Annotated in this window: 12 protein-coding genes and 2 pseudogenes; 4 read left to right on the top strand and 10 right to left on the bottom strand. The window is 59.2% G+C overall.

Features of this window, described 5'->3' with window-relative positions; translation table 11 throughout:
- A partial coding sequence (locus LO50_RS24325; protein ID WP_080902141.1) for a conjugal transfer nickase/helicase domain-containing protein occupies positions 1-255 on the top strand: 255 nt, incomplete at its 5' end.
- Positions 256-285: 30 nt separating this feature from the next.
- Here LO50_RS24325 and LO50_RS20115 read toward each other — a convergent pair.
- The 7 genes and pseudogenes from LO50_RS20115 to LO50_RS24320 all read right to left on the bottom strand — a co-directional run.
- Positions 286-1065 carry a LysR family transcriptional regulator gene (locus LO50_RS20115; protein WP_044316149.1) on the bottom strand — a complete coding sequence of 260 codons (780 nt, stop codon included), beginning with the start codon at positions 1063-1065 and terminating at the stop codon, positions 286-288.
- 33 nt (positions 1066-1098) lie between these two features.
- Positions 1099-3564, bottom strand: coding sequence for a heavy metal translocating P-type ATPase (locus tag LO50_RS20110; RefSeq protein WP_044316148.1), 2466 nt, complete (start codon positions 3562-3564; stop codon positions 1099-1101).
- A complete protein-coding gene (locus tag LO50_RS20105) occupies positions 3561-5045 on the bottom strand; it encodes an ArnT family glycosyltransferase (protein WP_044316147.1) in 1485 nt (494 codons plus the stop codon). Before LO50_RS20105 ends, LO50_RS20110 begins: the two co-directional genes overlap by 4 nt.
- Positions 5042-6034 carry a glycosyltransferase family 2 protein gene (locus tag LO50_RS20100; RefSeq protein WP_044316146.1) on the bottom strand — a complete coding sequence of 331 codons (993 nt, stop codon included), beginning with the start codon at positions 6032-6034 and terminating at the stop codon, positions 5042-5044. Before LO50_RS20100 ends, LO50_RS20105 begins: the two co-directional genes overlap by 4 nt.
- On the bottom strand, positions 6031-6462 hold the full coding sequence (locus tag LO50_RS20095; RefSeq protein WP_080558857.1) for a GtrA family protein: 432 nt from the start codon (positions 6460-6462) through the stop codon (positions 6031-6033). Before LO50_RS20095 ends, LO50_RS20100 begins: the two co-directional genes overlap by 4 nt.
- Positions 6459-7067: an efflux RND transporter permease subunit gene (locus tag LO50_RS20090; protein WP_200594517.1), complete on the bottom strand. Its 609-nt coding sequence runs from the start codon at positions 7065-7067 to the stop codon at positions 6459-6461. Before LO50_RS20090 ends, LO50_RS20095 begins: the two co-directional genes overlap by 4 nt.
- 497 nt (positions 7068-7564) lie before the next feature.
- A pseudogene (locus LO50_RS24320) lies at positions 7565-7810 on the bottom strand (DUF3363 domain-containing protein); the annotation flags it as partial.
- On the opposite strand from LO50_RS24320, the pseudogene LO50_RS20085 reads away from it, so the two are divergent.
- Positions 7806-9065 (top strand): annotated as a pseudogene (locus LO50_RS20085) (Tn3 family transposase); the annotation flags it as partial. The pseudogenes LO50_RS24320 and LO50_RS20085 overlap by 5 nt on opposite strands.
- Before the next feature lie 92 nt (positions 9066-9157).
- Here LO50_RS20085 and LO50_RS25230 read toward each other — a convergent pair.
- Together LO50_RS25230 and LO50_RS20075 are read right to left on the bottom strand one after the other, a co-directional pair.
- Entirely contained in the window at positions 9158-10516 is a 1359-nt protein-coding gene (locus LO50_RS25230; RefSeq protein ID WP_014596074.1) for a DEAD/DEAH box helicase, read from the bottom strand.
- 338 nt (positions 10517-10854) lie between these two features.
- Positions 10855-11763 carry a WYL domain-containing transcriptional regulator gene (locus LO50_RS20075; RefSeq protein WP_014596073.1) on the bottom strand — a complete coding sequence of 303 codons (909 nt, stop codon included), beginning with the start codon at positions 11761-11763 and terminating at the stop codon, positions 10855-10857.
- Positions 11764-12041: 278 nt separating this feature from the next.
- Between LO50_RS20075 and LO50_RS20065 the strand changes: the two genes are divergently transcribed.
- Complete coding sequence (locus LO50_RS20065) at positions 12042-12932, top strand: LysR family transcriptional regulator (protein WP_044316144.1); 891 nt, start codon at positions 12042-12044, stop codon at positions 12930-12932.
- 37 nt (positions 12933-12969) lie between these two features.
- On the opposite strand, the gene LO50_RS20060 is transcribed toward LO50_RS20065, so the two are convergent.
- Entirely contained in the window at positions 12970-13290 is a 321-nt protein-coding gene (locus LO50_RS20060) for a helix-turn-helix domain-containing protein (RefSeq protein WP_012206013.1), read from the bottom strand.
- Between the two features lie 106 nt (positions 13291-13396).
- Here LO50_RS20060 and LO50_RS20055 point away from each other — a divergent pair, with 106 nt between their 5' ends.
- The gene (locus LO50_RS20055) at positions 13397-14038 is read left to right on the top strand and encodes a substrate-binding domain-containing protein (RefSeq protein ID WP_034079873.1); all 642 of its coding nucleotides are present in this window, start codon (positions 13397-13399) and stop codon (positions 14036-14038) included.
- The last annotated feature ends 462 nt before the right edge of the window (positions 14039-14500 follow it).

Raw genomic sequence — 14500 nt, 5'->3', positions numbered from 1 at the left:
CAGGAACACCCGCAGGTAGGCAAGCTGGCCAAACAGGAGAACCTGCAGGATTGGCAGTGGGTGCAGAAGCGCTTCGAGCGACTGCAATTGCATCGCAAGCAACCAAGTGGCCTGAACATCTGGACTTGCGAAGTCACAGGCGCCAGAAAATCGAGGAAGCTACATGGCTATTTACTTATCAAACCAGAAATGGTTTTCGAATTTACGCCTCCAAATAACCCATATCTATTTTCAATGAAATTTCCCGGCCTATGAAGATCAAGATATGAAAATCATCTATCAAAATTAAATGGTCTCATCAGTATTTCCATCAGAAACACTAGATATGTGAATAGCGTTCGCACCATCGTCACCAGTGAGGTACAGGCGCAGCGCGTAGAGCAGATCGGGGGTGCGGTCGCCTGAGGGTTTCTGGATGTTGATTTTCACACGGGAGAAGAGCTTGATGTTGGACAGCCCATAGCCCTCACAGGACTGCGGATCACACATCACAAGTGGATAGCGCAGCACTTCGTCCAATGGAATGCGTTTATGAACCAGCAGAGGGTGCCGTGCCGGCATTACAACCACCAGTGGATCGCTCCATGCCGCTTCGGCCACAATGCCATCTCCAACGTCGGCCGACTGCGCGAAGCCGACATCGTATAGTTCGTCGTTCAACCCCCGGATTTGCTGCGATAGCGGAATCTCGAACAGGCGGATCTCGATATCTGGATCGTCCTGTCGACACTGGGCAAGCAAGGCGCTCAAGCGTGGCGGGGTGATCCCGTCGGACAAGGCAACTCGCAGTTGGTCCTGATAGCCAGCGGCAACAGCTCTGATACTGTTGCTTGCCTGTTCAAGAGCAGAAAATACGCGCGGAACATGCTCCAGAAATACCTGGCCTGCACGGGTCAATCGCGTACTGCGCGTTGTTCGGTCGAAAAGGCGAACACCCAGATCTTCCTCCAGCTCCTTGATGGCGCGTGAAAGCGGGGACTGCTCAATGTGTAGCCGCTCGGCTGCACGAGCGAAGTGAAGCTCCTCAGCAACGGCGATGAAACATCGAAGATGACGCAAGTCCATTTTTTAGCACCGACTCAATCAACACCTCCTTTCTTAACCTTCAGGTTTATATTCACGCTCTTTATAGGCGAGCAACCGAAGTGCGTTGAACACTACTACCAAAGTTGAACCTTCATGGGCTGCGACGGCGGGACCAATTCCCAGACCGAGAATCGTTGCCGGGACCAGAATCGCCACAACGCCAAGACTGATGAAGAGGTTCTGGCGGATGATCTTCCGGGTGCGTCGACTGAGTTCGACCGCAAACGGCAGGTGCGAAAGATCGTCCGCCATCAAGGCAACGTCGGCAGTCTCCAACGCCACGTCCGAGCCGGCCGCCCCCATGGCGATGCCGACTGTCGCATGGGCCATGGCGGGCGCATCATTCACACCATCTCCTACCATCGCGACCTCAGTGGTGTCGCGCAGCTTTTTGATGGCCTCTACCTTGTCCTCCGGCATCAGATCACCCCATGCCTCGTCCAAGCCAACGTGCTTGGCGACGGCATCGGCGACGCGTTGGTTGTCGCCAGAAATCATGATCATGCGATTGATACCGATGGCACGCAGGCGTTCGAGCGCCGGCCGCGCCGTTGCGCGTGGCGTATCCATCAAACCGATGACCCCGAGATCACGACCTGCGCGGCGTACCGCCATGGTGGTGCGCCCCTCGATGCGGAGCCGTTCGACCGCCTCGGCGACCGGCTCCGTCAAGGCGGGTATCCTGTCGCTGCCGAACATTTCCGCCTTGCCGATTTCCACGGCATGTCCCTCGATCTCGGCGATCACCCCTTTGCCGGTGAGGCTACGAAGCCCGGATGCAACGGGAAGCGTCGTGCTGCCAAGGCGCTCCACGCCATCCTGTGCGATGGCCCGCGCCAAGGGATGATCGCTCAGCGCTTCGACGGCAACTGCCGTGGCCAGTAGCTCGGTCTCGTTGACGCCCGGTGCTGGCAGGACATCGGTGATACGTGGCCGTCCTTCGGTCAAGGTGCCGGTCTTGTCGAAGGCCAGGGCATCAAGCGAACCGAGCTTCTCAAGCGGGGCTCCACCTTTTATCAGTACACCGCCACGAGCAGCGCGCGCGACGCCAGACAAGATGGCGCTCGGCGTTGCTATGGCGAGCGCACACGGGCTGGCCGCTACCAGTACGGCCATGGCGCGGTAGAAACTGTCCCGGAACGGCTCGTCTACTACAACCCAGGCGAACAAGAGCAGGAAGGATGTAGCCAGTACGGCCGGCACGAAGACGCGTTCGAAGCGGTCAGTGAGTCGCTGCGTGGGAGATTGCCGCGTCTCGGCTTCGCTGACCATTTTGACCACGCGGGCCAGCGCGCTTTCCGAGGCAAGTTTGGTCACGGCGATGTCTATCGCGCCGGCACCGTTAATGGTGCCGGCAAACACGCGATGCGCCGCGTCCAAAAGATCAGGCCGGATATTGGCCTGCGCCGGGTCGGGAACCGGGCGTTTATCGACGGGCACGCTTTCTCCAGTGACCGGGGCCTGGTTGATGCTGGTTTCGCCGGACACCACGAAACCGTCGGCTGGCAAACGTTCGTTGGGCCGCACGAGCACCAAGTCACCCAGAACCAGTTCCTGCACGCCTATTTCCCTGACCTCGCCGTCGCGGCGGACACGGGCGGTCTCCGGCGCGAGTTCGGCCAGGGCTTCAATCGCCCGCTTGGCCCGGCCCATGGCGTAGTGCTCCAGCGAATGGCCCAGGCTGAACAGGAACAACAGCAAGGCGCCTTCGGCCCAAGCACCGAGCGCCGCCGCACCGGCGGCGGCGACCAGCATCAACGTGTCGATCTCGAAGCGTTTGAGCCTCAGGTTCTGAACTGCTTCTTTGACGGTATAGAAACCACCAAAGAGGTAGGCACCGAGATAGTTGGCGATGGCGAGCCAATCTGCGACGGGCGCCCACTTATCCAACGCGAATCCGGTGGCAAGAAGTCCTCCGCACAGCAGGGAGAATATCAATTCACTGTTTTCGCCAAACACACCGGCGTGACGGTGCGCATCACCGTCGCCATCTTTGAGCTGATCGCTATCACGCCCAGCTGGGGGATCTTCGGGCTTTCGGTTGACGCCAACTTCCGCGAGCGCATCACGAATGTCATCCTCTGAGATTTTCTCCCTATCTAATTCCACCCGTACCACGCCACCAATACTGACCTCTGCTTCAAGCACGCCAGGCATGGAGAGCAGTCGTTTGGTCAAGGTACGTGCAAGTCGTTGGTGTGTGACGCCCTTGACCTGCCAGATCAGATGACCGTACCGCTGGGTAATACGCGCACCGGCAGCTTCGACGAGTTCGCGGATGCGCGCGAGCGATAGCGCTTCGGAGGCATAGTGAATGCATACCTCATGCGTCTGATTGTTGGTGCCGCTGCGGATATGAACGTTTTCCACCCCCTGTTGTGCTCGCAACTCAACGAGAAGACGCTGTACACAGGCGTCGGCATCGTGCGCAATATCCGGCAGTAGAACCGGAAGGTCGATCTGTAGTTTTTCAGTCATGACTTCTCCCTCGATCGCATTTTTCCACTGCCTCCGGGAATTATGACAAGGACATATTTCTTGCTCTCTATGTTCGCCCTCTGGCTGGAAGACGGTAGTCGGTGCTGTATTTGATCGAATTGTCTTTTGGTAACTGCCATATAGACATCGCCGTTCATGTGCCTCAGTCGAGCACTCACTTGCTCGATGGACACCAGCTCTGCCATCCCCCTTGAGTAGTAGCGTGCGGAAAACGGCCTGCTATCGATGTACCAAAAATTGGCATTCGCGCCGGACGCATCCTGCACGTATCGCACTAATTCTCTTTCGGTATTGATCAGATTCGGCTGCAGCACGGCTGTCAGCGACGCAACCAGCATCACGGTTGGCACCAGCGAAGCGAGTGTTGCAGTCACATATCGAGGAGGCCCTGAATCCGGCTTACGGGGGGCTGCTTGCCAGGCAGACAATGCCCTCCCCATCAGGATCGAAAATGCAGGGATGGCGGGCAGCGCATAGGTCCAAAGCAGATTGCGGGCAAACGTAAAAAGTAATAACGAGAAAACCGACCATCCCAGCAGGTACGCCGTTACAGGCTCAGACAGGACTCTTCTCAGTGACTGGCGAGCGCCACTGTGGCCTGCTGCATATAACAGCGCTGCGAGGGCCAGGATTCCCCATGGAAAGGTTGCCATGAGCCAGAATCCCCAGATGCTGCCATAGGGCTCGACGTGGGCCGTACCGTAGAGATCCCCCTGCCAGCCTGGATCGAGGTAACGCAGGACATGCTCGCCGAGCAGGAAATAGTTCAGGAAGCCTGGCGTTTTCTGCTCAGCCAAGACGTACCAAGGGAGGACCAGCGCTATAACAACGGCTACCCCCCAGATCCAGACACGCCCGGACATGCGAGGCCACTGGATTTGCCGGCAAATAAGCCAGCCTGTAGCGACTGATCCCGCCACAAGCACGCCGGCCAATGGCCCCTTGGAGAGAAGGCCGATTGCCAAGCCTGCAAATCCCAAGGCTCGCCAATACCACTGTCCCAGCACGAGACCGGCCATGCACAGTGTGGTGCCCAAGGTCAGAAAGGGATCTGTCAGAACAGCAACACCGGCGATGTACGGCAAAGCGCAGGACGCATAGACAACCACCGCCCAGCGCGCCGTTCGCAGCCCGGAATACTGACGAGCCAGTGCATGGATGGCAGCCAGAATGGCGAGAAAGCCCAACCAGGAAGGGAGGCGCACAGCCCACTCATTCAGACCAAAGAGACGAATTGAAAGAGCTTGCACCCAGAAGGAGAATGGTGGCTTTCCCCAGAAGGGCACACCAGGTTCGAACCAGGGCGTTATCCAGTCACCACCTTCTGCCATTAGGCGAGCAATTTCAGCATAGCGTGGCTCAGACGTTCCGGAGAACGGAATCAAAATCATGCCGAAAATTTGCGGCAACAGCAGGAGGAACAGCCATATATAAGGGCGGGCGCACCATGAACGGATCATCGTTCCTCGCTCCTCGCCAGCCTGACTTCTTCCCGTGGTAACTCACAGACCTCCTCGACCAAATAAATGGGACGCTGTTTGGATTCCAGATAGATGCGCCCTACGTACTCGCCAACCAAGCCGATCGAAAGCAGCTGGATGCCACCGATAAACGTCATCACCACCATGAGCGAGGGATACCCGGACACGTCCGACCCGAGAACCAACGTTTTGGCTACGATCAGAGCACCGTACATGACGCTACCCAAAGCGGTCAGCAGGCCCAGAAAGGTCACGCAGCGAAGTGGAGACACTGAAAAAGACGTCAGCCCCTCCATTGCCAGACGCATGAGTCCAATGAAGTTCCATTTGCTATCGCCGGCGGCGCGGGGTTCTCGGTCGAACGATATGACCTTCGTCGGCAAGCCAATCCAGGCGAATAGTCCTTTCATGTAGCGATTTCTTTCGCGCAGGCGCCCCAGGGCATCAATGGCGCGACGACTCATCAGCCTGAAATCGCCAACATCCTTGGGAATGGTCACGTCGCTCAATCGACATAGCAGTCGATAGAACATGTAGGCACAGAAGCGTTTCAGGGCACCTTCCCCATTCCTGGAACGACGCCGCATCAGGACGATATCCATCCCGCTGCGCCAAGCCTCAACCATGAGCGGAATGAGTTCAGGTGGATCCTGAAGGTCGGCGTCCATGATGATCACGGCGTGCCCTAGCGCATGGTCCAGGCCGGCTGTTGTCGCGGCCTCCTTGCCAAAATTCCGACTGAGCTTTACCAAACGAACCCACGGATAGGTGTAGGCCAACCCGGCAAGGTACCTATGGCTGTCGTCAGTACTGCCATCATCGACAAAGACGATCTCGTACTGGAAATCCAGTGAGTCGAGGGCCTTATGCAGTCGCTCGTACAAGCGGGGAAGAACGGGCTTCTCATTGAAGACCGGAATGACAACGGATAGGACGGGGCCGTTCGATGGAAGACGAGAAAGGTTCACGAGAAAACCCTCCTCTGAACCTGAAAGTTCATCAGGCAAACCAGCGAGGTCGTCATCAGCTGAGCGTAGGCGATGTTTACTCCGGCCCATTGATACAAAATCCCGAGCAGTATCAGGTTAGCGACCCAAGAACCGACCACGGATGCCAAATAGAGGAGCACGACACGTTCATGCGACTTGACGCAACGAAACACATAGCCTTTCTGCAGCCAGTAGTTCGTTAACGCTCCGGCCGCAGCGCCCACGGAACTTGCCCATAAGGCGGGGATATCCCAGGCCATCAGGCCCGACATCGCGCTCCAATGCACGGCTGTGGAAATTCCGCCCGCCACCAGAAAATGAGGAAATCTGGACCAGAGTCGTTGCCAGCCTTCTCGACATCTTGATGTTTGAGCGGGATAAGAAACCGGATGTAGTTTGCTCGTCATGCTCTGCCGCTCCCCGTTTCTTCCGGCTTCACCGCACGAGCAGCGAAGGTGGGCAGCACCATCAAGGTCAACACGGTGGCGGTGATCAATCCCCCGATAACGACGGTGGCGAGCGGCTTCTGTACTTCGGCCCCGGACCCTGTCGCTATCGCCATGGGGATGAAGCCGACGATGGCCACCAGTGCCGTCGTCAGCACGGCGCGAAGGCGGCTCGACGCGCCAGCGGCAGCGGCCTCCAGAGGCAGGTCACCAGCCGTCAGACGCTCACGAATCGCCTGCATCAGCACCAAGCCATTGAGCGTGGCCACACCCGACACCGCGATGAAGCCCACGGCTGCCGATACGGAGAACGGCATACCACGCAGCAGCAGTGCCAATGCGCCACCCACCAAAGCCAAGGGCACGCAGACAAAGACAAGCGCGGCTTCACGGATGGTGCCCAACGCCATGTACAGCAGACTTCCGATCAGCAGAAACACGACCGGAACCACCATCGCTTCATAGGGCGGAGCCGGCTCGGCCCGAGAAGGTAATGCGAATAAGACCGCTGTAACAGCCACAGCAAAGCCAACCGCCCACTGCGGTCGACTGAACGACGTGAACATGAGGAAACTCCCAAAGCTGAATGAGTTGACGAAACGGCCGCACGAAGGGTGCAGCCGGGAGTCGTCAGGCTTTGGGTGGGCGCATCAACCCGTCAGGAGTGCGAGACGCAAGGGCATCACTGGCTGGCCACTGATGCGTCGAATTGAGGGACTCGGTTTTGGGGGCCGTGCCCGGGGGAATGTGAGCGTAGATATGGTGACAATGCCCATGGCTACAGGCGTCATGACCACTGTCTGAGTCGGAACCATTGCTCTGGCTATCCACACTCTCATCGTGAGAATCCGCCATGACATAGTGAGCATCTACGCTCTCGGATGCACACAGAAACATGTCAGCCACAGATATGGCAACGAACGTTGCAAGCAGCAACGCCACCACCATGAGCCTATGTCTGATAAAAGTATGCACAATTTCGTCATGTTACCAAGAACCGGGGAAAAGCGGCAACACATTTCAGCGCCCAGCATCGCCACCGTACCGAGGGGACCGACTCGCCTTATGAAACTGTGGGGCCACGTTGCCTCCCGATTTCCCAGGTCACATGTCCCGCACGGACAGTCGCTGCGAGGGTGCTACCTAGCCGTTGCTCAATCACCGCCTTCCAGGGCACCAGGCTGAAACCCTTGCCATCATCGAGCATCGCAAAACGCCCGCTGGCCAGCATCACGCTGCGACGGTAGACGCCGCTGACGCGCTCGCCGTCACTGACTGTATGGGGCTCCAGGCCGGTTTCAGCGGCGATGATCCTGCCGCACGTCAAGATCACCGAACTACTACTGGAGGTGGACGAATGGACGGGCTTCACCCGGCACTTCACGCACCTGAAATCGGGCGACCTGGCCAAGGACAAGAATCTGTTGCTGACCACGATCCTGGCCGACGCGATCAACCTGGGCCTGACCAAGATGGCGGAGTCCTGCCCCGGCACGACCTACGCCAAGCTGGCTTGGCTGCAAGCCTGGCACATCCGCGACGAAACCTACGGGGCAGCGCTGGCCGATCTGGTCAACGCGCAGTTCCGGCATCCCTTCGCCGAGCATTGGGGCGACGGCACCACATCATCGTCGGACGGCCAGAACTTCCGCACGGGCAGCAAGGCCGAGAGCACCGGCCACATCAACCCGAAATACGGGAGCAGCCCAGGGCGGACGTTCTACACCCACATTTCTGACCAGTACGCGCCATTTCACACCAAGGTCGTGAACGTCGGCGTGCGCGATTCGACCTACGTGCTCGACGGCCTGCTGTACCACGAGTCCGACTTGCGGATCGAGGAGCATTACACCGACACGGCGGGCTTCACCGATCACGTCTTCGCCCTGATGCACCTCCTGGGCTTCCGCTTCGCGCCGCGCATCCGCGACCTGGGCGACACCAAGCTCTACATCCCGAAGGGCGACGCCGCCTATGACGCGCTGAAACCCATGATCGGCGGCACGCTCAACATCAAGCACGTCCGCGCCCATTGGGACGAAATCCTGCGGCTGGCCACCTCGATCAAGCAGGGCACGGTGACGGCCTCCCTGATGCTCCGAAAGCTCGGCAGCTACCCACGCCAGAACGGCCTGGCCGTGGCGCTCCGCGAGCTGGGCCGCATCGAGCGCACGCTGTTCATCCTGGACTGGCTGCAAAGCGTGGAACTGCGCCGCCGCGTGCATGCCGGCCTGAACAAGGGCGAGGCGCGCAATGCGCTGGCCAGGGCAGTGTTTTTCAACCGCCTGGGTGAAATCCGCGACCGCAGTTTCGAGCAGCAGCGCTACCGGGCTAGCGGCCTCAATCTGGTAACGGCTGCCGTCGTGTTGTGGAACACGGTCTATCTGGAACGGGCTGCGCACGCGCTGCGTGGCAACGGCCATGCCGTTGATGACGCGCTGTTGCAGTACCTGTCGCCGCTCGGTTGGGAGCACATCAACCTCTCCGGCGATTACCTCTGGCGCAGCAGCGCCAAGATCGGCGCGGGCAAGTTCAGGCCGCTACGACCGCTGCAACCGGCTTAGCGTGCTTTATTTTCCGTTTTCTGAGGCGACCCCATCTATCAACCATCTGAGGGTGGTATCAGATTGATGGGGTGAAGGTGCCCCATCAACCATTAAATCCGTATACCCCGATCCGCCTGACGGAAGCAACTTTCGCCGCCACGCACCTGGGTGCTGTACTTGGCGTCGTAGGCGGCCTGCTTGTGGGGCAGCACATAGCGCAGCGGCGCGTAGCTGGCGAGCGTGAGTCGGCGGATTTCCTGATTGATGTCGCGGATGGCACGGAATTCGCCCGCAAGGTCCACGTCGGCCTTGATGTTGATGGGCGGCAGTCGGTCGGGGAAGCGGCCGGTCTCGCTGGTGCCGTAGTACTTCTCCACATGCCGCCTGGAGCGGGCAATGGTGAGATGATCCAACAGGGTGAAGTAGTCAAACCCCAGCATTTCCACCAACTGGCTGGGGGTCTTTTCAGCTTCGTCCAACGCCAGCCAGCGATTGAATTGCGCCTGCGCCTTGCGGGTCGTGGCCTCGATACTGGCGATGCCATGCTCCAGCAGAGCGGCGTCATCGCCTTCGGTGACAAAGGCAATCTGGTTGCGCAGGTCGGCCAGACGGTTGTTGACCGGCGTGGCCGAGAGCATGAGCACGCGGGTCTTGACGCCTTCGCGGATGATGCGTCGCATCAGGCGGTCGTAGCGCGATTCCTTGCCCTTGTGTGTGGCCTTGTTGCGGAAGTTGTGCGACTCGTCGATCACTACCAGGTCGTAGTTGCCCCAGTTCACATGTGACAGGTCGATGTCACCAGACACCCCGCCATCGCGCGACAGGTCGGTGTGGTTGAGCACGTCGTAGTTGAACCGATCAGCCGCAAGGATGTTGCGCTTGTTGTTGGCCTTGTAGAGCGTCCAGTTGTCGCGCAGGCGCTTGGGCGCCAGCACCAGCACGCGGTCGTTGCGCAGTTCGTGATACTTGATGATGGCCAGGGCTCCGAAGGTTTTGCCCAGACCCACGCTGTCGGCGATGATGCAGCCGCCAAAGCGGTTCAGCTTGTCGATGGCACCCACCACACCGTCGCGCTGGAACTTGAAGAGCTTTTTCCACACCACGGTATTGCGGATGCCGGTGGCGGACTTGACGATGCGCTCCTCGTCCATCTCGTCACCGCTGTCCTGAAACAGGCGGTGCAGCATCAAGGTGTAGATGGTGAAGGGATCGCGGTGCTCACCCAGCGCCTGCAGTGCTTCAAGGATGGACTCGCTCTCGTTGCGCTGGCCTTTGGAGTCGGTGGCATCAGCACCATGCAAGCCTGCCCACTGGTGATCAAACCATTGGGCGAGCTGCGCGGCTTCGTCGACCGTTTCTGATGCCTGAATCAGGTTCAGAGGGTTGCCCGGCGTCAGGCCAAGGCCAGACGTGTTGAAGGCAAAAGAACCCAGAATCACTTGCGCAGGAGCCCCGTCCGGCCCGCGCATAACGGCAGCTCCCTGTGGCACCCCTTTTGATGCCCGCCGAAGCGCCACTTTCTCTGTGATCCATTTCGCGCATTGATTGGCCAACCAGCGTGCCTGCAGACGATTGCGTGCAGCGCGGTCGCTCTCCGTACCCAAGAGTTCAAGTGCCTCGTTGTCAGGAGGCACGATCAATTGAACTCGATCCAGAGCAGACAACGCCTCCCGGATTTCTGCAAAGGCGTAGAGAGAGAACGAAGGCGTTACACAGTCGAGTCGGTTCCGTGCTTGAGGTGGGGCTGCATCAAGTCGATGACGCGCTGTGTTCCGGTGTTTTGGATCAGCTTCATGGTCGTTTCCGTTCAGTCAGCAATCGACGTTTCTGCACTCGGCGATGCATACCCCGGCGCCAGCACTGCATTGCGCACGCCGTAGATGGCGAGGTGGTCCTTCAACCAAAGCCGGTACTCAGGGCCGCGCAGGCTATGGTCGGGGGAGCAGTCCACACTCCATTTGCGCAGGATGTATCCGGCGGTGGCGGCACGCAGTTTCATGTGCAACACGCCGCCTCGCATGCCGTAGTCCATTTCAGTGATTTCTGGCCGGGGCTGATCCGGGTGAGGAACCAGCTCAAGTTCGACGATCCGTGTCCATTGAATGTCCTGATCGCTCATCTCGTGGGGCGCCACGAGCTGCCCCTTGCGCACCACGGGACGCTTGATCCGGGTGATGACGAAATCCCGGAATTCCTGCGATTTGCGGTCGAAGGCGCGGACGTGCCAACGCAGGCCGTTGTCGATCAGCGCGAACGGGACGATCTCCCGCACGGTGCGGCCACTGGAGATGGAGTGGTACTCGATCCCCATCGGGCATTCGTAGTGGATGGCACGAGTCACGCTCGCCAGGATGTCCAGGTCAGGGTGGGTGAGCCGGGACGGGCTCTCGCTGGCCACCCAGGCTTTGATGCGCATCGGTTCACCGTCGCCAAAACCCTGCGTCAGCCACGACAACACCCGCTCGGGCGGGAAATCGAAGATCGGCTGGAAGCTCGGGCCGAGGACGTAGAACTTGCCTTTGCCGTCGTAGTCGATGTTGCCGGGGGCGATTTCCTTGTACAGCGCCAGGTCCCTGGACGCAGCAGCGGACTGGATACCAAACCGCGCGACCAAGTCCTGGCGGCGCATCTCCCCAATGAAGCGCACGCGCAACTCCACGAACGCGAGCCGGTCACGCTGTGGCTGGGTTAGATCGGCAAGCTGTTCGTGGGGCATCTTGGTTGGCTCGTTCGGGTTAGCGAATGCTTATGCAGATTTCTGCAGAAAGTATATGAGCTGCTTGAAAAGACGTCTATAAATCCAAGCTGGTTTGCTAGTGCGCTGCATTATGATAACCATTTTTTGAGGCGCAAATGAGTGATCTGACGTGGACGAGTAGGCAATCAGCCCAGCGGAGCGCACCAGGAACGGCGTGGAATGGGGTGCATCCAGCAGGCCATCGCGGACGAAAACTGGTGCGAATAGATCCTTGATATGGAACAGGAGCATGGCCCATGGAACTGCGACACCTTCGCTGCTTTGTGGCTCTCGCAGAGGAGCTGCACTTCACACGGGCCGCCGAGCGCCTTCATATCGAACAGCCACCCTTGTCCCGCGCCATCAAGGAGCTTGAGGGCGATCTGGGCGTGGTGCTCTTCGTGCGCAACCGCCGAGGTACGGTGCTTACCGAGGCGGGCGCAACTTTCCTGCAAGACGTGCGCAGGGTGTTCGCCGCGCTGAAGCAGGCTCAGGAGAACGCTCAGGCGGTCGCGGCGGGCCTGAGCGGAAGCCTTCGCATTGCAGTGTCCGACGGCGCAATCGATCCCCGGCTGTCGGCCCTCCTGGCCCGCTGCCGCGAGGAGGAGCCGGAGATCGAGATTCGCCTGTCCGAAGTGCCGCTGGCCGAGCAGTTGCGCGGGTTGCGCTCGGGCGACTTCTCGATCGGGTTTGCGCACACGGCGGAGGTCGGCGATGACATCCTGACCGAGCCACTCTGGCACGACTCGCTGGTGGTCGCGGTGCCCGCCCGGCACCCCTTGCTTTCACACAAGGCCGTTCCGCTGCATCAGCTTGCGAGCTACCCACTGGTCTTATGCGACCCACAGGTATACGAAGGCTACTACCGTGAACTGGCGCGGCTCCTGCGACCGCTGGAGCGTGATCCCGACATCGCCGAGCACGTGTCCTCGCTGGACATGATGCTCACCCTGGTCGGTGCAGGCTACGGCGTTGGCTTCATCAGGGCAACCAGGATCGCGGCGAGCCTGCGCCCCGATGTGGTGATCCGCCCCCTGGCCATGGATTCCGCAGTCATCACAACCTACTTGCTGCGGCCCGTCAGCGAGGATTTGCCGGTGTCGGCGGAGCGGTTCATTGCGCGCCTGCGCGAGCACTCGGGCGATTGATGCGGCGGCAAGGGCCGTAACTGAAGTTCGCGGCCGCTTATGGCGAGCCTTGCAGCTCACTGCCAGAGTTGAGGTTTTTTTCAGTCGCCGCCATCAACTCGCTGGCGCTGATCCCGAGCGCGGTAGCAATTTTCAGTATCAGGGGAAGCGTAGGCACATGCTCCCCGCGCTCGATCTTGCCCATGTGCGAACGCGATATTCCAGCCTGAAATGCAAAGTCGTCTTGAGCGACGCCTTGCGCGACGCGAGCGGCACGCACGGCCCGCCCGAAAGCTAATGCTGGTTCGGATTCATAGGTGGGTGTGCCAGGTGGACGACCTGGCTGAATAGTAAGCTTCTGCATCGACAGAAGCGTCAAACAAACCTCTTAAATTAACCACGTTAAACATATAGACGTTAAAGTTCTCTCTTTACTATGATGCTGGTTTTCCCTTGACCCGCTTCGTCGCTTCTGTGGGTTCTCCATGGACAACCTCACCAGCCAACCCGCCCACCTCAGGCTTGCGATAGCGCCAGGCGTATCGTCATCGCAGCTTTCGGTGCTACTCGCGCTGCAACGTGCCGAAGAACCCGAGGTCAGCATCGCGTTCTTTGAGGTTGCTGGTGACGAGTTGCTTGATGGACTCCGTGAAGGCCGCTATGACGTAGGGCTGTCGCTTCAAGGGTCGAGCGATCCGGCCATCCAAACCCAGCCCTTGTGGATTGAGCACATGGCCGTTGCGATGCCGCTGCGGTTTCCCTTGCTGGATCAGGCATCGCTCACCATCGCCGATCTACAGGACTACCCGATCTTTCGCTGGCGGGCTGAGACGTGTTCACTGCTGGATCATCGGCTGCTCTCGCACCTGCCTGCTGACCAGCAAAATCTTCAGTACGTGACTTCCTTCGAGCTGATGGCGCTATGGGTTTCTGCCGGCTACGGTGTCGGGCTATCCGCGCAATCGCGCATCAAGCACGCCCATGGATGGGGAATCAGCATGCGAGCGCTGGACGACGGCCCCTACGAGATCGTGACGCACCTGCATAGACCCCAGGGACAAGCGAACTCTGTTTCCGAGCGATTCGAGCGAAGGGCACTGCAGATCGCAAAATCGGTCACTTCCTGATCGCAGTGGCTGTCGGTAGCCGCCAGCAGACGGCGGTGGATGTACGCCTTTCATCAAGAGGGCCGAGGTGGTAAGCTTAGAGGCCATTTCTGGCTTGGGTAACCAGAAAAAATCTTTATTAATCAATTGGTTGGTTGCCGTGGGTGATTCCCTTCGCCCGCTCCAGACACCACACAATAAAGCCCTGTTTTTACAGGGCTTTTTCGTTTCTGCATTTTGGTGGTGTCGAAAAAGTGTCGAAATTCATACGTTCGGCTTAGAGACGACCTAGTGGGCCTGCTCCTGAGAAGAGGTGCCTACGCCGGTGCCTTCGGTGGTAGACAGTCCCAAAACCGCGCCTGAATCTGTGGTAGCCGACCCGTAGGCGGCGCGCCTGACAAGATCAAGGCAAGATTAGCCGCCATGCATAACAAGCCGTATATGGACTCTCCCCACAAGCAGTGAGGAATAGCTTTTTCGATC

Origin of the sequence: Stutzerimonas stutzeri (assembly GCF_000935215.1) — a bacterium.
Lineage (GTDB): Bacteria > Pseudomonadota > Gammaproteobacteria > Pseudomonadales > Pseudomonadaceae > Stutzerimonas.
Note: the sequence above shows the minus strand (reverse complement) of the source record. Positions and strands in the feature narration are given on the sequence as shown.